This window comes from Burkholderia sp. KJ006 (assembly GCF_000262695.1).
GTDB classification, from domain to species: domain Bacteria; phylum Pseudomonadota; class Gammaproteobacteria; order Burkholderiales; family Burkholderiaceae; genus Burkholderia; species Burkholderia vietnamiensis.
In genome coordinates, this window is sequence record NC_017921.1 from 1,300,942 (window position 1) to 1,322,478 (window position 21,537).

At 68.3% G+C, this 21,537-nt stretch carries 17 protein-coding genes; 10 read left to right on the forward strand and 7 right to left on the reverse strand.

What is annotated here, in order from left to right; genetic code table 11:
• Positions 1–5: 5 nt before the first annotated feature.
• On the reverse strand, positions 6–6,047 hold the full coding sequence (locus MYA_RS19865; RefSeq protein WP_014724778.1) for an MG2 domain-containing protein: 6,042 nt from the start codon (positions 6,045–6,047) through the stop codon (positions 6–8).
• Between the two features lie 302 nt (positions 6,048–6,349).
• Here MYA_RS19865 and MYA_RS19870 point away from each other — a divergent pair, with 302 nt between their 5' ends.
• The 5 genes from MYA_RS19870 to MYA_RS19890 all read left to right on the forward strand — a co-directional run bounded on the left by MYA_RS19870 (position 6,350) and on the right by MYA_RS19890 (position 11,508).
• A complete protein-coding gene (locus MYA_RS19870) occupies positions 6,350–6,856 on the forward strand; it encodes a sugar dehydrogenase complex small subunit (protein WP_011882361.1) in 507 nt (168 codons plus the stop codon).
• Positions 6,856–8,475 carry a GMC family oxidoreductase gene (locus tag MYA_RS19875; protein ID WP_014724779.1) on the forward strand — a complete coding sequence of 540 codons (1,620 nt, stop codon included), beginning with the start codon at positions 6,856–6,858 and terminating at the stop codon, positions 8,473–8,475. The genes MYA_RS19870 and MYA_RS19875 overlap by 1 nt, the downstream gene beginning before the upstream one ends.
• Before the next feature lie 2 nt (positions 8,476–8,477).
• Positions 8,478–9,755 carry a c-type cytochrome gene (locus MYA_RS19880; protein WP_014724780.1) on the forward strand — a complete coding sequence of 426 codons (1,278 nt, stop codon included), beginning with the start codon at positions 8,478–8,480 and terminating at the stop codon, positions 9,753–9,755.
• A gap of 166 nt (positions 9,756–9,921) precedes the next feature.
• The gene (locus MYA_RS19885) at positions 9,922–10,341 is read left to right on the forward strand and encodes a DoxX family protein (protein WP_014724781.1); all 420 of its coding nucleotides are present in this window, start codon (positions 9,922–9,924) and stop codon (positions 10,339–10,341) included.
• Between the two features lie 90 nt (positions 10,342–10,431).
• Positions 10,432–11,508, forward strand: a complete 1,077-nt coding sequence (locus tag MYA_RS19890; RefSeq protein WP_441301375.1) for a porin — start codon at positions 10,432–10,434, stop codon at positions 11,506–11,508.
• Between the two features lie 85 nt (positions 11,509–11,593).
• On the opposite strand, the gene MYA_RS19895 is transcribed toward MYA_RS19890, so the two are convergent.
• On the reverse strand, positions 11,594–12,916 hold the full coding sequence (locus MYA_RS19895) for an MFS transporter (protein ID WP_014724782.1): 1,323 nt from the start codon (positions 12,914–12,916) through the stop codon (positions 11,594–11,596).
• Positions 12,917–12,958: 42 nt separating this feature from the next.
• Positions 12,959–13,192 (reverse strand): hypothetical protein, encoded by a 234-nt coding sequence (locus MYA_RS19900; protein WP_014724783.1) that lies wholly within the window; start codon positions 13,190–13,192, stop codon positions 12,959–12,961.
• A 180-nt stretch (positions 13,193–13,372) separates the two neighbouring features.
• On the opposite strand from MYA_RS19900, the gene MYA_RS19905 reads away from it, so the two are divergent.
• Both MYA_RS19905 and ppnP read left to right on the forward strand, forming a co-directional pair.
• Positions 13,373–14,275: a LysR substrate-binding domain-containing protein gene (locus tag MYA_RS19905; RefSeq protein WP_014724784.1), complete on the forward strand. Its 903-nt coding sequence runs from the start codon at positions 13,373–13,375 to the stop codon at positions 14,273–14,275.
• 163 nt (positions 14,276–14,438) lie between these two features.
• Positions 14,439–14,759 carry a pyrimidine/purine nucleoside phosphorylase gene (gene ppnP, locus MYA_RS19910; protein WP_014724785.1) on the forward strand — a complete coding sequence of 107 codons (321 nt, stop codon included), beginning with the start codon at positions 14,439–14,441 and terminating at the stop codon, positions 14,757–14,759.
• A 120-nt stretch (positions 14,760–14,879) separates the two neighbouring features.
• Here the strand turns inward: ppnP and MYA_RS19915 are convergent, their stop codons facing one another.
• The 4 genes from MYA_RS19915 to MYA_RS19930 form a co-directional block, all read right to left on the reverse strand.
• Complete coding sequence (locus MYA_RS19915; protein ID WP_014724786.1) at positions 14,880–15,212, reverse strand: hypothetical protein; 333 nt, start codon at positions 15,210–15,212, stop codon at positions 14,880–14,882.
• A gap of 401 nt (positions 15,213–15,613) precedes the next feature.
• Complete coding sequence (locus tag MYA_RS19920) at positions 15,614–17,401, reverse strand: chloride channel protein (RefSeq protein WP_011882351.1); 1,788 nt, start codon at positions 17,399–17,401, stop codon at positions 15,614–15,616.
• A gap of 28 nt (positions 17,402–17,429) precedes the next feature.
• Positions 17,430–17,843 (reverse strand): MarR family winged helix-turn-helix transcriptional regulator, encoded by a 414-nt coding sequence (locus MYA_RS19925; RefSeq protein ID WP_041494114.1) that lies wholly within the window; start codon positions 17,841–17,843, stop codon positions 17,430–17,432.
• A 111-nt stretch (positions 17,844–17,954) separates the two neighbouring features.
• Positions 17,955–19,130: an HPP family protein gene (locus MYA_RS19930; protein ID WP_041494115.1), complete on the reverse strand. Its 1,176-nt coding sequence runs from the start codon at positions 19,128–19,130 to the stop codon at positions 17,955–17,957.
• On the opposite strand from MYA_RS19930, the gene MYA_RS32450 reads away from it, so the two are divergent.
• From MYA_RS32450 to MYA_RS19940, 3 genes are all read left to right on the forward strand, one after another.
• Positions 19,069–19,197, forward strand: a complete 129-nt coding sequence (locus MYA_RS32450; protein WP_014724788.1) for a hypothetical protein — start codon at positions 19,069–19,071, stop codon at positions 19,195–19,197. The genes MYA_RS19930 and MYA_RS32450 overlap by 62 nt on opposite strands.
• Before the next feature lie 294 nt (positions 19,198–19,491).
• Complete coding sequence (locus tag MYA_RS19935) at positions 19,492–20,460, forward strand: LysR family transcriptional regulator (RefSeq protein ID WP_011882348.1); 969 nt, start codon at positions 19,492–19,494, stop codon at positions 20,458–20,460.
• A 171-nt stretch (positions 20,461–20,631) separates the two neighbouring features.
• A complete protein-coding gene (locus MYA_RS19940) occupies positions 20,632–21,537 on the forward strand; it encodes a LysR substrate-binding domain-containing protein (protein WP_014724790.1) in 906 nt (301 codons plus the stop codon).

Genomic DNA, 21,537 nt, shown 5'->3' on the forward strand with positions numbered 1-21,537 from the left:
GCCCGTCACTTGCCCGCGTCGGCCGGCTTGACCGTCATCGGCGGGTTCGGCCACAGCCCGTACACCGACGGCGCATACAGCGCCTCGACGCGCGTCGGCGGCAGCCCGAAGGTGCCGACGTTGTTCAGCCGCACCGTGTACTCGACCGAGAATTTGCCCTTCGGCAGATAGTCGTAATACGCGCGGTAGCCGTCGAAGTCGCGCTCGACGAAGGCCGGCCATGCGCCGTCGGGCCGCTTCTCGTCCTGCGTCGCGGCTTCCGAATCGCGGCCGAGGCCCGAGCCGAGGATCGTCGCGCCGGACGGAATCGGATCGTTGACGACCACCCACGTCATGTCGCTCTGCGCGTCGATGTCGAGGCGCACGCGCACCACGTCGCCGCGGGTCAGCACGCCGCGCGCGGCCGGCGACACGGGCGTGATCGTCTTCGCGATCCGGTAGCCGGCCGCGAACGGCGCGCGCAGCGGCACGGCCGCGAGGCTCTCGACCGTCGCCCACGGGCGGCCGGTGCCGTCCTGCGTGACCGACAGCGTGGCCGGCCCCTGCGTCGCGCGCGGCCACGGCATCAGCACGCTGCGCGCGGCGGCCGCGCGGGTCGCCGCGGTGGCCGCGGTGGCCGATCCGCCCGCATCGGCTGCCGGCGCCTGCGACCACGAGATCGCGCGCTCGCTGCCGCCGAGCGCGACCTTCGTCGTGCCGGCGACCGGCGTGCTCTCGTAGGTATGCGAGAAGCGCTCGACGGCGAGCTGGCCGAGTGCGTTCGACGTGGTCGTCTGCCACGCGCCCTGGCGTTGCAGCGCGAGCAGGCCGGCCGTCACGCGCGGCATCTCGTCCTTCCACGCCGGGTCGCCGGCGAACTCGAGCGCGAGGCGCGCGGCGTTGGTCTCGTTGCTCGTCATCAGCCACCACAGGTCGTCGTCGCGCGCGGTCGAGAAGACGAGCTGCGTACCCTGGTAGGTCAGGCGTGCGCGCAGGATCTGTTCGGCCTGCGCCAGTTTCGCGTCGCGCTGCGGGATGTCCTTCACGCGCCTGAGGATCGCGTGATAGTCGATCACCGCCGACGTCGGCCACTGGTTCGGCGCGATTTCGATCGAGCCGAGCATGCGGCCTTGCGCGGCGCCGTACCGCGACAGCGCCTCGATCGCGGCGAGCTTGCGCAGGTCGCGATCCTGGCGCGGCGCCCAGGCGTTGCGCTCGACGCGGCCGTCGACGAAGCGCGCGAGGCCGGCTTCGAGCTGCGTGCGCAGGTCATCCGGCAGCGCGAAGCGCGGGTCGAGGCGGCCGGCCTCGTCGGCGACCACGAGCAGGTACGACGACAGCGTCGGGCTGCCGTAGTGCGCATCGTCCGACGGCGGCGGGAAGTAGCTGGCGAGCCCGTCGCTGTCGAGATAGACGGGCATGCGCGCGACCAGCGCCTGCCATTGCGCGGCATCGTGCAGGCCGATCGCGCGCGACGTCTGCTGTTCGAGGCAGCGGTACGGATAGCGCTCGAACCAGCGGCGCACGCCGGGCAGGCCGTCGGCGAGCTTCGCTTGCAGCGATACGGCGATGCCGCCGCGCGTCGCGCCCTGCGCGTCGCTCACGGCGCCCGCGGGTGGCGCGACCGGCAACGTCAGCGTGCCGTCGACCTGCGCGAGCGTCGCCTGCTGCACGGTGACCGGCAGCGCCGGCACGACCTTCTGCGTGACGGCGAGCGCGTCGGACGCATGCTTGCCACCTTGCTCGGCCGCGTCGATGCGCCAGTTCAGCGCGCCGGCCGCGTCGAGCGCCTGTTGCGGCACGGTGATGGTCCACGCGACCTCGGCGGCCGCGTTGGCCGCGAGCGAGACGGACTGCGGCGCGACGTCGAGGCCCGTCACGTGCGGCGTCACGACCACCTGCATCGCGCGCTCGGTCGTGTTGCGCAGCGTGAGCTGCGCGCGGAACGCATCGCCTTCGCGCACCAGCGGCGGCAGGCCGGAAATCAGCTGGAGATCCTGCGTGCTGCGGATCGACGTGCTGCCGGTGCCGAAGCGGTCGGGGCCGACCGCCGCGATCGCGACGATCCGGAAGCGCGTGAGCGCATCGTTCAGCGGCACCTCGACGGTTGCGCTGCCGTTCGCGTCGAGCGTCACGCGCGGATTCCACAGCAGCAGCGTGTCGAACAGCTCGCGCGTCGGCGCGCTGCCGCCGCCGCCGCCGGCCGGCACGGCCTTGCGGCCGAAGTGGCGGCGGCCGACGATCTCCATCTGCGCAGTGGCCGTCTCGACGCCGTATGCACGGCGCTGCAGCATCGCGCCGAGCAGGTCCCAGCTGTTGTTCGGCATCAGTTCGAGCAGCGCCTCGTCGACGGCCGCGACGGCGATCTGCGTGCCGGCCGGGGCCGGCTGTCCGTTCGGCAGCGTGACCTTCACGTGCGCCTGCGCCTTGCCGCGCACCGTGTAGCGCGTCGCGTCGGTGGTCACGGTCACGCCGAGGCGATGCACGGCCGTGCCGACCTTGATTTCGCCGAGGCCGTAGCGGAACGCCGGTTTCGACAGATCGACGAACGCGGTCGGCGCCTCGTAGTGGCGGCCTTCCGTCCAGAACGCGCGCGCCCATTCGACCGGCGCCTTCCAGCCCCACGTGAAGAACGAGTACCACGGCACTTCGCGTATCCGGCCGCGCAGCGCGAGCACCGACACGTAGACGTTCGGCCCCCACGATTCGCCGACCTTCAGGTCGACGGTCGGGTTCTTGCCGTTCAGCTCGACGATGTGCGTCTCCATCACGCCGCCGCGTTCGACCGCGACCAGCGCGGTGGCGTAGCGGAACGGCATGCGCACCTGGAAGCGCGCGGTTTCGCCCGGCTCGTACGAGGTTTTCTCGGGGATCACGTCGATCCGGTCGGTGTTGTCGCCGCCGAACCACAGGTCGTCCTCGCGCGTGACCCACACCGACGTCGCCGCGTTCGACACGCGGCCGTCGCCGTCCTTCGCGACCGCGATCAGCTGCACGTTGCCGGCCTGTTCGAGCTTCGCGTCGCAGGCCATGCGGCCCTTGTCGTCGGTCTTGCCCGAGCACAGCACGCCGAGCTCGCGCGTGTCGCTCTTGTTGTCGTACGCGTAGAAGCCGCCGACCATCCGCTTGCGCGACGACGTCGTGACGTGCGCGACGCCCCTGATCTCGATCGGCACCGACGCGCGCGGCTTGCCCTGCAGGTCGACCGCGAGCGCCTGCACCGGCACGCGCTGGCCGACCGACACCCAATGGCCGGCCTTGATGCCGGCCACCACGGCGGCCGGCCAGAGGATCGTGTCGCCGCGGATCGTCTGCACTTCGCCGTTCGGGTCCGCGAAGGTGGCCTCGAGCGCGACGCGCTTCGGCGCGTCGACGTCCGGCAGGCCCTTCAGCGTGACCGAGCCTGCGCCGTTGCGGTCGAGCGTGAGCGGCAGCTTGTCGGCGATCAGGCGGGTCGCGTCGGGATCGTCGTTCGCGGCCGGCGTGTTGTCGCCGTCCTGCGCGTCGTCGTCGGCGTTGCCGTCGCTGCGCTCGGGACGATAGGGCGCGAAGCTGAAGTCCTCGAAGCGGTCGGCGAACGGCGGCGACGCCCATTTCATCAGCGCCGACACCTGCACCGGCAGGTTCGATGCGCCGCCGCCCGACACGTAGTCGATCTGCACCGCGAGCGGCGCTTCCTTGACCGCGACGAGCGGACTCTTCTGCGCGTCGCGCGCGCCGATGGTGCCTTTGAGCACCGGCAGGCGGAACGCCTCGACGCGGAAGCTGCCGCTGTAGTAACTGGAGGTGGGCGCGTCGTCCGGGCCGCCTTCGAGCGTGACGCTGTATTCGCCGAGCTTCGCCGCCTGCGGCAGCGTGAACCGCGTGTCCGCGCTATGGTCGGCCGACCACGTGAGCGGCAGCTTGTAGGTCTGGTCGGAGCCGAGGTGGCGGATCGTCACGCGGCTCGGGTATTGCGCGGGGAACGCGAGGCTCTGCAGCGTCTCGGTGCGCACGAAGTGCTTCATCGACACCGTCTCGCCGGCCCGCAGCAGCGTGCGGTCGAACACGGTATGCGCACGCACGGTCGGCGCGCTGTCGGTGTCGGTCGGCACGTTGAAGCGCCACGCTTCGATCCCGCGGTTCCAGTTCGAGCTGACGAAGGCCATGTCGGGGCCCGTCTTCGGATCGTCGACGCGCGCGGACACGAAGTAATCGTCGAAGCCTCGCTCCGACGTGTGGCATTCGCGCTGCGGCTCGAACGGGCCGTCGATCTTCAGCAGCCCTTGCGCGTCGGTCTTGCCCGCTGCGATTTCGTCGCCGTTGCAATCCGAGACGCGAATCTGCGCGTTCGGCACCGGCTTGCCCTTGTCGAGCGTCGTGACCCACACGAGGTTGTTCTCGCGGCCCTGTTTCAGGTGCACGCCGAGATTGGTGACCAGCACCGTGGTGCGCACGTACATGCTCGACGGCTTCGCGAGCAGAGAGCGGCCGAGCGCCGGCGACGCGAGTTCGAGCACGTAGAAGCCCGGCTTGTCGATCGGCACGCCGACGATCTCGAACGGGCGCAGCGTCTTCGGATCGGCCTTCGGCAGCGTCAGCGCGTGCGCGCCCGGTGCGCCGGCGAGCAGCGACAGCGAGCGCACGTCGATGCGGCGATCGGCCGGCGCGGGCATCTTTTCCCCGGCCTGCAGCGGCACGTAGACGGGGTGCTGGCCCTTGCGCCGCAGTAGCCCCGGGATCTGCTCGTCGATCGTGCCGGCCGTCATCGACCAGTTGTCGAAGCGCGCGACGGTGCGCATCCATTCGCGGATCGCGGTGTCGTCGTCGACCTTCAGGTTCGAGAATTGCGCATCGGCCGTGTTCAGGCCCGCGACGTGGAGATCGGCTTCGACGTTGCGCAGCGTGACGGGCACCAGCGCAGGCGTGCCGGGCTCCGCGAAGCGTTCGACGATGCCGAACGTGCCCGACGAAAATTTTGCAAGCGGCGGCATCGGCGCGGTACGCGTTGCAAGCGGGAACAGGTCGGCGTTCGCGAGCGGCCGGTCGGTCACGTCGCGCAGCCCGGACGGCAGCTCGAGCGTCAGGTTCGTCTGCGCGGGCAGCGGCGGGTTGAACGTGACGGTCGTCACTTCGTCGCTGTGGTCGTCGGCGGCGAAGGTCGGTGAAAGCGAACCGTCAGGGCCGCGCAGCCGGATCGCTTCGGCGTTCTTGCGGGTGATCGGCGCGTTGAACGACAGCGTGAGCGGCCGCAGCGGCGTGCAGGGCGCCTTCGCGTTCTCGCGCTCGCACGAGAAGCTCGCGGCGAACGGCTCGCGCACGGTGAAGTCGAAGCGGCGCTCGGTGTCGTTCGCGATGCCGCTCGGGCTCGCGACGCCGCGGCCGTAGACGAGCTGCATCTTCGCGCTGGCGGGCAGCGCCTGCGCGCACGACAGCGTCAGCACGCGCGCGGCGTCCTTCTTGAGCCCGAAGTGATCGAGCAGCGCGGCGCGGGTGGTGTCGTCGGCGGCGGTGACCGGAATCCGGTTGCCGATGCCGGCCGCTTCGCACCAGATGTTGGCGAGCGCGGAGCGCGGCTCGGCCGGGCCGTTCAGCTTCAGCACGAACACCTGGCGCTCCTCGATCTCGTGCGAGCCGGGGCGGATGCTGACCGGGAACGGGCCGCCGGTTTGAAACATGAAGCGGCGGGGGCCGGCGAGCGCATTGCCGGCGACCGAGCGCAGCGTGTCGTTGAGCGCGAGCGAACAGCGCACGCCCGGCGGCAGGTCGTTCTCGAAGTCGTAGACCCAGGTCTTGTCGTCGAGCCAGTGGCCCTGGCCGCGCGCGGCGGCGGCATCGGTGCAGGTCATGCGCGCGGGAGCCGGCGCGGACGCCGAGCCGAACGGGACCATCGCTTCGTCGAACTTGACGACGCTTTGCCGGACTTGCGTGGCGGTGCCTTGCGGCGACACGCTCACGGTGCGCGCGGCGCCGGCGTGCAGCGACACCGCGGTCGCGGCGCCGAGTGCGGCGAGCGCGCCGATGCGCCAGAGCAGCCGTGTGATGTGGTGAGTTCGATTGGCTTTGTTGTGTTTGTCGTGCTGCTTCATCGCTCGATGCCCTCGGAGGGAAGCTTTCTGTTTGATTGCACGGGATTCTAACCGACGGGCAGGCGAGCGGAGGGCGGGAAGCGGTGTGTGACGGGCTTGCGACAGCGCGACCGGGCGCGCCCGTTGTCGCGCGGCCGACACACAATCTCGGCGAAATCCGGATCGTGTCGGATTGCGGAACAATTATTGAACTATAAAAGGATTGTCCAATTCGGATTGAGCGCGTACATTTCAGGGCCGCGCGAAAGTTTGATAAATATCAAGCGTGGTTTTCCCGAATCCGGTGTTCGAGAGAAGGAAACATGCACAACGACAACACCCCCCAATCGCGTCGCGACAGCGACGCAGCCGCAAGCGGCATCACGCGGCGTCAATGGCTGCAGGGCGCACTGGCGCTGACGGCGGCGGGCCTGACCGGCTCGCTGGCGTTGCGGGCCCTGGCCGACAGTCCCGGCAACGCGCCGCTCGACACGTTCATGACGCTCTCCGAAGCGTTGACGGGCAAGAAAGGGCTGAGCCGCGTGCTCGGCGAACGCTATCTGCAAGCATTGCAGAAGGGCTCCTTCAAGACCGCCGACGGTCTGTCGCAGCTCGCCGGCGCGCTCGCGTCCGGCTCGTTGAGCGCGGACCAGGAAGCCTCCGCGCTGACGATTCTCGGCGCGTGGTATCTCGGCATCGTCGACAACGTCGTGATTGCCTACGAAGAAGCATTGATGTTCGACGTCGTCTCCGACACGCTCGTGATTCCTTCGTATTGCCCCAACAAACCCGGCTTCTGGGCCGAAAAACCGATCGAGAGGCAAGTCTGATGGCCGGTACCGATACGCAAAAAGCCGACGTCGTGGTCGTCGGGTCCGGTGTCGCGGGCGCGATCGTCGCGCACCAGCTCGCGTCGACCGGCAAATCGGTGATCCTGCTCGAGGCAGGCCCGCGCATGCCGCGCTGGGAAATCGTCGAGCGCTTTCGCAACCAGCCGGACAAGACGGACTTCATGGCGCCGTACCCGTCGAGCCCCTGGGCACCGCATCCGGAATACGGCCCGCCCAACGACTACCTGATCCTGAAGGGCGAGCACAAGTTCAATTCGCAGTACATCCGTGCGGTGGGCGGCACGACGTGGCACTGGGCCGCGTCGGCGTGGCGCTTCATCCCGAACGACTTCAAGATGAAGACGGTGTACGGCGTCGGTCGCGACTGGCCGATCCAGTACGACGATCTCGAACACTATTACCAGCGCGCGGAGGAAGAGCTCGGCGTGTGGGGCCCCGGCCCCGAGGAAGATCTGTACTCGCCACGCAAGCAGCCGTATCCGATGCCGCCGCTGCCGTTGTCGTTCAACGAGCAGACGATCAAGAGCGCGCTGAACGCCCATGACGCGAAGTACCACGTGGTCACCGAGCCGGTGGCGCGCAACAGCCGGCCGTACGACGGCCGGCCGACCTGTTGCGGCAACAACAACTGCATGCCGATCTGCCCGATCGGCGCGATGTACAACGGCATCGTGCACGTCGAGAAGGCCGAGCAGGCGGGCGCGAAGCTGATCGACAGCGCGGTCGTCTACAAGCTGGAGACCGGCCCGGACAAGCGCATCGTCGCCGCGATCTACAAGGACAAGACGGGCGCCGACCATCGCGTCGAGGGCAAGTACTTCGTGCTCGCCGCGAACGGCATCGAGACGCCGAAGATCCTGCTGATGTCGGCGAACCGCGATTTTCCGAACGGCGTCGCGAACAGCTCCGACATGGTCGGCCGCAACCTGATGGACCATCCGGGCACCGGCGTGTCGTTCTATGCGAGCGAGAAGCTGTGGCCGGGCCGCGGCCCGCAGGAAATGACGTCGCTGATCGGCTTCCGCGACGGTCCGTTCCGCGCGACCGAAGCCGCGAAGAAGATCCACCTGTCGAACATGTCGCGCATCAACCAGGAGACGCAGAAGATCTTCAAGGCCGGCAAGCTGATGAAGCCGGCCGAGCTGGACTCGCAGATCCGCGACCGCTCCGCGCGCTACGTGCAGTTCGACTGTTTCCACGAAATCCTGCCGCAGCCCGAGAACCGCATCGTGCCGAGCAAGACGGCGACCGATGCGATCGGCATTCCGCGTCCGGAAATCACCTACGCGATCGACGACTACGTGAAGCGCGGCGCGGTGCACACGCGCGAGGTCTACGCGACCGCCGCGCAGGTGCTGGGCGGCACGGACGTCGTGTTCAACGACGAGTTCGCGCCGAACAACCACATCACCGGCTCGACGATCATGGGCGCCGATGCGCGCGACTCCGTCGTCGACAAGGACTGCCGCACGTTCGACCATCCGAACCTGTTCATCTCGAGCAGCGCGACGATGCCGACCGTCGGCACGGTGAACGTGACGCTGACGATCGCGGCGCTGGCGCTGCGCATCTCGGACACGCTGAAGAAGGAAGTCTGACCGTGCGGAAATCTACTCTCACCTTCCTCGTGGCCGGCTGCCTCGCACTGCCGGGCTTCGCGCGCGCGGCCGACTCGGCCGATCCCGCGCAGATCAAGCGCGGCGAATATCTCGCCGTCGCCGGCGACTGCATGGCATGTCACACCGCGAAGGGCGGCAAGCCGTTCGCGGGCGGCCTCGGCATGCCGGTGCCGAAGCTCGGCAAGATCTATACGAGCAACATCACGCCCGACCCGGACACCGGCATCGGCAAGTGGACCTTCGAGGACTTCGAGCGCGCGGTGCGCCACGGCGTGTCGAAGAACGGCGACAACCTGTATCCGGCGATGCCGTACGTGTCGTACGCGAAGATCAACGACGACGACGTGCAGGCGTTGTACGCCTACTTCATGCACGGCGTCGAGCCGGTCCGCCAGACGCCGCCGAAGAACGAGATCCCCGCGCTGCTGAGCGCGCGCTGGCCGCTGAAGATCTGGAACTGGCTGTTCCTGAAGGACGGCGCGTACCAGCCGAAGCCGTCGCAGAGCGCCGAGTGGAACCGCGGCGCGTACCTCGTGCAGGGCCTCGCGCACTGCAGCACGTGCCACACGCCGCGCGGCATCGCGATGCAGGAAAAGTCGCTCGACGAAACGGGCGGCAGCTTCCTGTCGGGCTCGGTGCTGGCGGGCTGGGACGGCTACAACATCACGTCGGACCCGAACGCCGGGATCGGCGGCTGGACGCAGCAGCAGCTCGTCCAGTATCTGCGCACCGGCAGCGTGCCGGGGCTCGCGCAGGCGGCCGGCCCGATGGCCGAGGCGGTCCAGCACAGCTTCTCGAAGATGACCGACTCGGACATCGGCGCGATCGCGACGTATATCCGCACGGTGCCGGCCGTCGCCGACGGCGATGCGAAGCAGTCGCGTTCGTCGTGGGGCAAGCCGGCCGAGGAAGGGCTGAAGCTGCGCGGCGTCGGGCTTGCGTCGTCGGGCATCGATCCGGCGCGGCTGTATCTCGGCAACTGCGCGACCTGCCATCAGATGCAGGGCAAGGGCACGCCTGACGGTTACTACCCGTCGCTGTTCCACAACTCGACGGTCGGTGCGTCGAATCCGTCGAACCTCGTGCAGGTGATCCTGAACGGCGTGCAGCGCAAGGCCGGCAGCGAGGACGTCGGGATGCCCGCGTTCCGCAACGAGCTGTCGGATGCGCAGATCGCCGCGCTGACGAACTACCTGACCGGGCAGTTCGGCAACCCGGCCGCGAAGGTGACCGAGCAGGACGTCGCGAAGGCGCGCTGACGCGCGCGGAAGTCGCGGCAACACGGACGACAGGAGGAGCACAGCACATCGGTTGGCCCCGATGCCGGTTGTTGCAGAGCGGGGCGGGCGGCGCGAGCGTCGTTCGCCCCGGTTCACAGGCAATCCGGTGCGTGCGGTTGCGCGCACCGCTTTCGTTGATCACACCATGACACCGAATCAACCGTTTCTCGCGTCCCAGCGCGATGTGCTGCTGCTGCTGTCCCGCATCCTGCTCGTGATCCTGTTCGTGATGTTCGGCTGGAAGAAGATCGTCGACTTCTCCGGCACGATCGCGTTCATGGGCAGCGAAGGCGCGCCGGCGCCGATCGTCTCGGCGGCGATCGCCGTCGTGATGGAGCTGTTCGCCGGCATCGCCATCCTGGTCGGGTTCCAGACGCGCGCGCTCGCGCTGCTGCTGGCGCTGTATACGATCGGCACCGCACTCATCGGCCATCGCTACTGGACGATGACGGGCGGCGCGCAGATCGACAACATGATTCATTTCTACAAGAACATCGCGATCGCCGGCGGCCTGCTCGCACTGTGCGCGGCAGGCCCCGGACGTTTTTCGATCGATCGAGGATGAACGGGCCGCCGGCGCGCGCATGGGGCGCGTGCCGGACGGTCGAGACTCCGAGGGGGCATCATTTTGCGACTCAAACACTTCGCATGGCTGATGGCAGCCGCCGCGCCGGCCACCGCGCTCGCGCAGACGAGCGTGACGCTGTACGGCCGCATCGACGGCGGCGTCGAATACCTGAACCACATCGCGACGCCGAGCGGCAGCGCGACGCGCTGGAGCGCGGAGGGCGGCGACTGGGGCACCAGCATGTTCGGCCTGAAGGGCTTCGAGGATCTCGGCGGCGGGATGTCGACGGTCTTCAATCTGGAAACCGCGTTCCAGGTGATGAACGGCACGACGGGCGGCGGACGCATGTGGTCGCGCCGCGCGTACGTCGGCCTGAAGAGCGACACGTGGGGCCAGCTGCAGGCTGGCCGCAACCTGTTCATCGACAGCGACGGCGTGTGGGAATTCGATCCGTTCGTCCAGCAGGCGTTTTCGTCGGCGTCGCTCGTGCGCGGCCGCAACTGGCAGCAGAGCAGCAACAACGTCGAATATCACAGCCCCGTGATCGGCGGCTTCGACGTGCAGGCGCAGTATGCGTTCGGCAACCAGTCGCGCGGCTTCAACTACGGCGCGGCCGACGATTTCGGCCGCTCGGACGGGATCATGATCTCGTACCACTCGCCGCTGCTCGACGTGCGCGGCATCTACGACGAGCTGCGCGACCGCAACGGCAAGATGAGCAACATTTTCACGGCGTCGCGCGAGTATTTCGTCGGCGCGAACGTGAAGGTGTCGCAGTTCAAGATCCAGGGCGCGTATACGCACTACCAGGCGCCGGACAGCCCGGCCGGCGTCGCGGACCGTGCCGATCACTACTGGCTCGGCGCGACCTACACGGCCACGCCGCAGTGGGCGGTGACGGGCGGCGGCTACTACGTGAAGGTCGGCGACGGCGGCGGCGATGCCTCGCACGATCCGTCCGGCCACGCGATGATGTATGTGCTCGGCACGACCTACAACCTGTCGAAGCGCACCTTCCTGTACGGCACGGTCGCGTACGTGCGCAACGGCGGCAATTCGAACTTCTCGCTGCTCGCATCGCCGCGCGACGCGACGTCCGGCACGAGCCCGCTGACCGGCGAATCGCAGACCGGCGCCTACGTCGGGATGATGCACACGTTCTGAACGTCGCGCGAGCCGCGGGCAATGCACGGACGATGATGGGCCGTGCGTTGCCGCGGTCGTTCACAGCAGGCGCGTCACGCGCCGCTCAATCGAGGGATTTGCCGGCCTTCTCGTCCATGGAGCGGATCGCGAGCAGCGTCAGCGTGCCGCATCCGATCGCATACCACGCGGGCGCGTTCGGATTGCCGGTCGCCGCGATCAGCCACGTGACGAAGAACTGCGCGAAGCCGCCGAAGATCGCGACGCCCACGCTGTACACCAGCGCGCCGCCGGTCGCGCGCACCGCACGCGGAAACAGCTCGCCGAGCATCGCGCCGGTCGCGCCGATGTTGATCGCGTGCACGATCGACAGCGCGGCGATGATCGACAGCAGCGACGCGGCGCCCGGCCAGCGATTCAACGCGATGAACGCCGGATAGATCGCGACCATCAGCGCGATGCGCGTCCACCAGACGATCCGGTTGCGCCCGTAGACGTCCGACAGATAGCCGCCGATCGGCGTGACCAGCATCAGGATCGCGCCGGCGACGCAACCGGCCGTCATCGACAGCCACGTCGGCAGATGCAGTACCTGCACGCCGTAGATCGCCATGTAGAACACGATGATGTAGTGGATCGACGTGCCGCCGATCGTCACGCCGAGCCCCGCGAACACGGCCTTGCCGTGATGACGCAGCACGTCGGCGAGCGGCAGCGATGCGACCGCGGGTTGCGCGGCGTGCGTTGCAGGCGCGGCGGCCGGCACTTCGTCGACGGTGCGGCGCAGCCAGTAGCCGAGCGGCACGAACAGCGTGCCGATGACGAACGGCACGCGCCAGCCCCAGCTTTCGAGCTGCGCGGCAGTGAGCGTCGAGGTCAGCGCGACGCCGGTGAGCGCACCGGCCAGCGCGGCGAGCCCCTGGCTCGAGAACTGGAACGACGCGTAGTAGCCGCGGCGATGCTGCGGCGCTTGTTCGAGCAGCAGCGTCGTCGACGCGCCGACTTCGCCGCCCGATGCGAACCCTTGCAGCAGGCGCGCGAGCACCAGCAACAGCGGCGCGGCGATGCCGATCTGCGCGAAGGTCGGCGCGACCGCGATCGTCGCGGTGCCGAGCGCCATCAGCAGCAGCGTGACGATCATCGCGTTCTTGCGGCCGGCGCGATCGGCGTACATGCCGATCACGAGGCCGCCGAGCGGCCGCGTGACGAAGCCGACACCGAAGCTCGCGACGGCCAGCATCAACTGCCCGAACGACGAATGCACCGGAAAGAACAGCTTGCCGATCAGGATCGCGAAGAAGCTGTAGACCGTGAAGTCGTAGAACTCCAGCGCATTGCCGACGGCGGCGGCCGCGATCAGGCGGCGCTTGTGCGCGGCGGCGCGCGCATCGGCCGGCGAGCCGGCGAGCGGAAGGGCGGACGTTTCCATGAGGTTCCCCTGCTGAGGCGCAGAACTGCGTGATGAAGGCCGTCAGGCCGCGAGCCGGCGTTCGGCCGCGCGCACCCGCTCGCTCGCGGCGATCGCGACGATATCGTCATAGAAATCATGGCCGCAGTCGTGCGCCATGCAGCCGCCGAACGCAGCGCTCGCGAGCGTCTTCTCGACTGCGGGGTGCGGGTGAGCGTGGATGCGGCGACGCGCGTCGACCGGCTCGGCGGCGATCGCGGCGATGCCCGGAATGACGGGGTTCACGGCTTGCAGCATGGACTCTCCTGGCGGCGCGGTGGGATGCTCGATACGCATATGACGAGCAAGCATATAAATTTCTTTCGCGCACCAGAAGCTGCTAAATTGCTTTGGTGCTCACCACCGGTTGCCGCCCGGGAATACCCCGAGCCGGCCTGCGTCGCGGGGCGCGGGCTTCCCCGATTCACGCGTGTCCCCATGAAATACCATCAACTCAAAGCATTCGTCACCGTTGCGGACGAAGGGAGCATCCGCGCGGCCGCGCGGCGCCTGAACGTGTCGCCGGCAGCGCTGACGAAGGCGGTCAAGGAGCTGGAAATCGCGCTCGGCGTGTCGCTCGTCGTGCGTACCGCGCGCGGCGTGCAGCTGACCGCGTTCGGTCAGCAACTGCAGGTGCGCGCACGGCTGATCGTCGCCGAGATGCAGCGGGCGCGCGACGACATCGAGCAGGCGCAGGGCGCGATGACCGGCTCGGTCGCCGCGGCGATCACGCCGGCCGCCGCGGTGACGATCCTGCCCGATGCGTTCCGCGCGTTTCGGCGGCGCTTTCCGGTCGCGCGCGTCAACCTGATCGAAGGCTTTCCGGGCGTCGCGCTGCCGCGGCTGCACGACGGCTCGCTCGATTTCGCGGTGGCCGTCGTCGTGCCCGAACTGCTCGCGGCGGAATTCGATCACGCGGAGCTCTACGCGAGCCGCTCGCTGATCGTCGCGCGCAAAGAGCATCCGCTCGCGTCGGCCACGTCGCTCGCCGAGCTCGTCGATGCCGACTGGTTGATGAATCCGTCGCCGGAAAGCTCGACCCAGGTGCTGTTCAATTCGTTCGTCGCGTATGGGTTGCCGCTGCCGCAGCGGATCGTCGAATGTCCGAGCTTCGGGCTCGCGCACAGCCTGATGACCGGCTGCGATCTGCTCGCGTCGATGCCCGAGCAATTGCTGCAAGGCGAATGGGCGCGCGACCGGCTCACGGTGCTGCCGATTCGCGAGCGGCTGCCCGCCGTGTCGGTTCAGGTCGTCACGCGCCGCGACAGTCCGCTCACGCCGGCCGCCGCGATGCTGCTCGATTGCCTGCGCGATTCCGCGCGTCGCAAGGGGCTGCGATGAACCGCATGGCACGTCGCGCACGACGGACTGGAGGGAAATCCGGATGATCCGGTACGGCGGCCGATCGACCGCCGCCTGCGAGCCGGTATCATAGCGGCCGGCCTGCCGCCCCGGCCGGCTTTCGACAACACGCCAACCGGCATCCAGCAATCAGAGGCATCACATGACCAGTGCAACCCAATTCGACAACGTATCGGTCGTCAAGCGCGCGAACGTCTATTTCGACGGCAAGTGCGTGTCGCATACCGTGCTCTTCCCGGACGGCACGCGCAAGACGCTCGGCGTGATCCTGCCGTGCGCGCTCAACTTCGGCACGGACGCGCCCGAATTGATGGAAGTGCAGGCCGGCAAGTGCCGCGTGAAGCTCGCGGGCAGCAACGAATGGCAAACCTACGGCGCCGGCGAATCGTTCTCGGTGCCGGGCAACAGCCGCTTCGACATCGAGGTGCTCGACACGCTCGACTACGTCTGCAGCTACCTGTAAGCGCGAACGCAGGCACGCCGGCCGCGATGCATGGTGCGCGCGGCCGGCGCGCAAAAATGACAAGCCCCGCAGAAGCGGGGCTTGTCGCATCGGGACGGCGCAAGGCCGTCCGACTCGCCGTTACAGACAGGCGTTGATGTCGCCGGCCAATGCCGCGTCGCCGCGCATGCCGACCCACGTTTTCGCGCCGGGTTGCCGCGCCGGGCGCACCATCGCGGCCGCGCCGTTCGGTGGCTGCTGGCCCGGTGCGTAGACGTCGGTCGCGAGGCCATTGGCCAGCACGTTCTGCGAAATCACCTGTTGCTGCGACTTGTCGGCCCAGGTCTTCGCGATGCACGCAGACACGTCCTGCGCGGGCTTCTGGCTTTGTCCCACATTCTGCATGGCCGGATCGGCCGCATGTGCAGAAATTGCCACGGTCAGTGCGATGAACGGTAAATATTTCAGATTCACGTTGTATCTCCCTCGAGTCGTGATTGATTGAGTGGGATGCGCAGCAGAACTGCGTGCTTGTGAGATTGCGTCCGACATATGCGGTTCCGGCGATTGCGCAACAAGTTGTTAACGCGCTTGCCAAACTGCAATCCGCACGTTCGCGGTGTCGCTGCATGCGCAACGATGCGCTGCGTGGTCCGCTCGCTGCCCCGAGGGTGTGGTGGTGTGATACGGCGGCGCGCTGCATGTGCCTGCAAGTCGCGCCGCGTCTTTATTGAATGACGAGTGGAATGGCTGAATGGTGGCCCCGTCGCATGAGCATCATGATGACAAAATTTCGTCTGACGAATTGTTAACGAAGTTTAAACGCGACGATGTTCGTAGCACGGGGCGGCGGGGCAGTGCGCACGCCGCAACGCTCAGCCGGCGTTGCGTGCGCGGGCGTTGCGCAGGTTGACCGGTACGACGGGACGGAACCGCTCGCGCTTGTGCTCGTCGTCGAAGTGCTGGAGCGCGGGCTTGATCAGGTCGCTGCGCGACACGATGCCGACGATGCGCAGCGACTGCGGATCGTCGACGACCGGCAGCCGTTCGAGCCCGAGCATCGCGAGCCTCGACGCGACCACGCGGCACGTCTCGTGCGCCTGCGCGACCGCCGGCGCACGCTCGGCGAATACGCTGGCGAGCGTGGCGCCGGGGCCGGCTTGCGCGCGATGCGCGTCGAGCGTTGCACGATCGACGACGCCGAGCAGACGGCCGTTCTGCACGACGGGGTACGCGCGATGCGTCTGCTTCGCGCCGAAGTACTGCGCGTCGACGGCGTCGAGCGTCGTGGCGCCGTCGACCGCGACGAGCGCCTCGGCCGGCGTCATCACTTCGGCCACGTCGTGCCGCTCGAGCGGATCGACGCCGTATTCGCGATAGATGTGATAACCGCGGCGCGCGATCTTCTCCGTCATGATCGAGCGCTTCATCACGACGGTCGCGAAGCCGTGCGCGACGAGCGTTGCCGCGAGCAGCGGCAGCAGCGCGTTCGCGTCGTGCGTGAGGCCGAACGCGAACACGATCGCCGTCAACGGCGCGCCGAGCGTGGCGCCGAGCGTCGCGGCCATGCACACCAGCGGCCACAGCGCCGGATCGCCGCCGGGCAACACCGGCGACAACACGGTGCCGAGCCCCGCGCCGAGCATCAGCAGCGGCGCGAGCACGCCGCCCGAGGTGCCGGAGCCGAGCGCGATCACCCACATCACGGCCTTCACGATCAACAGCGCGAGTGCGATCTTCAGCGCGATGTGCTGGTGCAGCAGATCGCCGATCACGTCGTAGCCGACGCCGAGCGCGCGCGGCTCGAGCCAGCCGCCGATGCCGATCACCACCGCGCCCAGCGCCGGCCACCACATCCAGTGGACCGGCAGTTTCGCGAAGCCGTCTTCGACGCGGTACAGCGCAGCGGACAGCCCGCACGCGAGCATCCCCGACAGCAAGCCGGCGGCGATGCACGACAGCAGCGCGACGGGCGTCGGCGACGCGGTGGTGAGCGCAAACAGCGGCTCGACGCCGAAGAACAGCGCGCGCGCGAAGCCGGCCACGGCGCACGCGAGCGCGACCGGCAGGAAACTGCGCGGGCGCCATTCGAACAGCAGCAGCTCGACCGCGAGCAGCACGGCCGCGACCGGCGTGCCGAACACGGCGGTCATGCCGGCCGCCGCGCCGGCCACGAGCAGCGTCTTGCGCTCGGCGGCCGTCACGTGCACGCATTGCGCGATCAGCGAGCCGAGCGCGCCGCCCGTCATGATGATCGGGCCTTCGGCGCCGAACGGGCCGCCGCTGCCGATCACGACGCCCGACGACAGCGGCTTGAGCACCGCCACCTTCGGCGACATGCGGCTCTTGCCGAACAGGATCGCCTCGATCGCCTCCGGAATGCCGTGGCCGCGGATCTTCTCGGAGCCGAAGCGCGCCATCAACCCGACGATCAGCCCGCCGATCACCGGCACCACGATCACCCACGCGCCGAGCGCGTTGGCGGCCGGCGAACGATCCGCAAACGAAAACTGCTGGAAGAAGAACAGGTTCGTGAACAGATGGATCAGGCTCAACAGCACGAATGCGGCCAGCGTGCTGAGCAGGCCGATCACGGCTGCCAGCAGCGCGATCCTGGGCAGGCGCTCGTTGGTCGAGAAATCGCGTTTGTGCGGTGCGTTCATCGGAGTCGGAAGGGTGATAATAGGTGGTTCAGAAATCGATCTGCGGGACCTGGAACGTGCCCTTGAGCGATTTGAGCTCGGCACGATGCATCGCCGCGAGGCGCGCGAGCAGCGTCTCGCCCGCTCCTTCGAGGTGTACCTCGACCTGGCGGCGGTCGGCTTCGCTCGTCTTGCGCCGCACGAGCCCCAGCGCCTCGCACCGCGTCACCAGCGCGACGACGCCGTGATGCTGCGCCTGCAGGCGCTCCGCGAGTTCGCCGATGGTCGCCCATTCGCGGTGCGGATAGCCCTTGATGTGCAGCAGCAGCAGGTATTGCAGCGGCGTCACGCCTTCGCTTTGGGCGGCGCGTTCGGAGAAGCGTTCGAAGCGGCGCATCTGGTAGCGGAACTCGGACAGTTGCTGGAAATCGCTTTTGGTCAGGGCGCGTCGGGTATCGGTCATCGCAGTCGGTGTGCAGGCAGTTTCGATAGCGCAAAATATATCACAACATGATATAATAGGCCGTTTTTCTGCGAAATGGCTGTATTTTCATCGTCGGTGGCGGTTACACGATTACGCGGCTTCTCGCATGCGGGTTTGCTGGTACAGGCCCGTGACGAGGTCCGTCTGCGTAATGATCCCGACCAGCCGGCGCGACGCGTCGACGACCGGAATGTGGTGATGGCCCGAATGCGTGAACAGCGGCACCAGCGCGGTGATCGGCATGGTCTGCGGCACGCATGCGACGTCGCGCGTCATCACCGACGCGACGCTCGCCGGCTGGCCGCCGAACGATTGCGGCAGCCGCGCGGACAGCCGCTGCCACAGCGGCGGCGGGCGGCGCCACGGGCGCGTGAGGTCGGCGCGCGTGACGATGCCGATCAATCGGGCCTCGCCGTCGACCACCGGCAGCGCTTTCACGCGATGGCGATCGAGCAGCGTCAGCGCGGCGGTCACCGACGTGGACGGCGAGACTTCGATTGCGTGCTTCGTCATCAGGTCCGCGCAGCGCAGCTCGCCGAACGTGCGCGTATACGCCTGCATTTCGGTTTCGCGCAGCAGCGTTTCGAGGTCGTCCGGATCGACGTCGAGCCATTCGCCGCGGCGCTTCAGCACTGCATCGAGATCGGCGCGCGTGAAGCCGCCGCGCGGCGCGGCGCCACCGGCTTGCGATTGCGCGTCGGGGCGCACGCCGCCGTGCGGGTAGCGATGGCCGGTGAGCGCGTGATAGACGAGCGCCGCCGACAGCAGAATGGCCGATTGCAGCGCGATGGGCACGACCACGAAGCCGAAGCCGAGCGCGTGGATAGCCGGGCCGCCGAGCACGGCCGTCAGCGCGACCGCGCCGGACGGCGGATGCACGCAGCGCAGCGCGAACATGCCGCCGATCGCCAGCGCGACGGCGACCGCGGCCGCCGTGATCGGATCGGTGATCCACTGCGCGCAGGCGACGCCGACCGTCGCCGCGACGAGATTGCCGCCGACGATCGACCACGGCTGCGCAAGCGGGCTGGCAGGCACGGCGAACAGCAGCACGGCCGACGCGCCCATCGGCGCGACCAGCAGCGGCACGAGCCCCGGTACGCCGGGCAGCAGCCGCATCGTCACGCCGACCGTCGCGATGCCGACGAGCGCGCCCGTGCACGAACGCATGCGCTCGCGCCAACCGAGCGTCATCGGATGGGGAATGAAGCTGTGCAGCCATTGGCGCAGCGTGCGGCGCGGCGACGGAGTGGGGCCAGACGACATGGACGTATACAAAAAAGAGGCGGCGCTGATCCAGCGCAAGGAAGCCGCAGATTATATCGCGTTGTGATACAAAATGTGCCGCTGCGTCAACGCGTTGCGGGTGCGGGACGTACGGAGTGCGCGGCAAACATTTCATCTGATGAAAGATTCGCACGACGCAATTGCACAAAATTCGTGTGCGGCGGCGTACAATTCAGGCCACCGAATTCCCCGATATGCCACAAGCACGCACGCGATGACCGCTCTCCCGCCCGTACCCCGGCATGGCGATCGCGTGCGCTTGGTCTGCGCGCCCGAGTCGAACCCCGCCTGACGCGAGCGCTGCCGACGTTTCCTCACCGACACTCCCAAAGCCAATTCAATGGACATGCTCGAAAACATGCGCCTGTTCGTGCGCGTCGTCGAAGCCGGCAGTTTCACCGCGGTCGCGAAAGAAATCGATGCGACCACCGCGCAGGTGTCGCGCGCGGTTTCGAACCTCGAAGCGCACGTGCAGACGCGTCTGCTGCATCGCACGACGCGCCATCTCGGCCTCACCGAAAGCGGCGAGCGCTACTTCGAGCGTGCGAAGTCGATCCTGGCCGAGTTCGACTATGCGAATGCCGAAGCGCGCAACGCGCTGCTGCGGCCGAGCGGCAAGATGCGCATTCACGCGATGACGGGGCTCGGGCAGAGTCACGTCGTGTCGTCGATCGTGCGCTATCAGGAGGACAACCCGGACGTGTCGGTCGAGCTGACGCTCGCGCAGAGGATGCCGAACCTCGTCGAGGAAGGCTACGACGTGTCGATCGTGACGGCGTCGCAGCTGCCCGACTCCGGCTACGTCGCGCAAACCTGCGGCACCAGCTGCAGCGTGCTGGTCGCGTCGCGCGAGTATCTGGCGCGTCACGGCACGCCGCAGACGCCCGACGACCTGCCGAACCACGTCTGCCTGCGCCTCGATACGCCCGCGTCGCCGGCGAGCGAGTGGCGGCTCGAGCGCAGCGACGGCGAGGAGACGGTCTACGAGCTGCAGCCCGCGCCGTTCCAGGTCAACGTGCCGGACGCGCTGTGCGTGGCCGTGCGCGCGTCGCGCGGCATCGCCTGCGTGGCGCTGTACACGGTGCTCGACGACATCCGGGAAGGGCGGCTGATCCGCGTGCTGCCGGAATACCGGCTGCAGACGGTGAGCGTCTACGCGGTGTACGCGACACGCCGCTATCTCGACGCGAAGATCCGCACGTTCCTCGACCATCTGCGCACGACGCTCACGCCGGCGCTGGAGAACGACCTGCGCGAACTCGACCGGCTCACGCTCGCGCAGATGCCGGCTGCCCGCCAGAGCGCGTGACGCCCGCCGTGCGGGCACGCCGGGCGGCGCTGCCTGCACTTTCCGCGCTTCAAGCGGCGTGACGCCAATCCGCTCGAAGCTGCCGCACGCCGCGCATCGCGTCCGCTGCGGATGGGAATCGAATCGATATCGGTCTAACATCGATGCGCTATCGATCGATTCAGGACGCGAATGATTGAACTGAACCAGCTTCGCTGCTTCGTCGCGGTGGCCGAGGAGCTGCATTTCGGCCGCGCGGCCCGGCGGCTCTTCATCACGCAACCGCCGCTCAGCCGGCAGATCCAGCTGCTCGAACACGCGCTGGGCATCGCGCTGCTCGAACGCAGCAGCCGGCAGGTGAGGCTCACGGCAGCCGGCGAGCGCTTTCTGCGCGACGCCCGCCACATCCTCGAATTTTCCGCGCGGGCCGAACAGGCCGCGCAGCGCGTCGCGCACGGCCGTGAGGGGCGGATCACGCTCGGCTTCACGGCCGTCAGTGCATACCGGATGATTCCGGCGCTGCTCGCACACGCCGCCCACGCGCTACCGGACGTCGATGTCGAGCTGCGCGAAATGGTGTCGACCGTGCAGATCGACGCGCTCGCGTCGCGCATGCTCGATGCGGGTTTCGTGCGCCAGCGCGCCGCGCGTCATCCGCTCGAATACCGGCTCGTGCAGCGCGAGCCGATGCTCGTCGCGGTGGCGCAGGGCTCGCCGCTGGCCGCGCATGAGCGGATCGGCCCGGACGAACTCGACCGCCAGCCGTTCATCGCCTACTCGCCGAACGAAGGGAAGTACTTCCACGACATGATTTCGGGGATGTTCGCCGGTGCCGGACGCCTGCCGAACTACCTGCATTACGTCGGGCAGACGCACACGATACTCGGCCTGGTGCGCGCCGGGCTCGGCGCGGCGCTCGTGCCGGCGTCGGCGCGCGAGCTGCACGTCGATGGGGTCGTGTTCCGGCCGGTGGCCGGCGTCGACGTGGCGGCGGAGCTGTATCTCGCGTGGCGCGCGGACAACGACAATCCGGCGCTGCCGGTGTTCAACGCGATGGTCGGGCAGTTCCTGACCGAAGGCGCGGCCGACGGCGTCTAG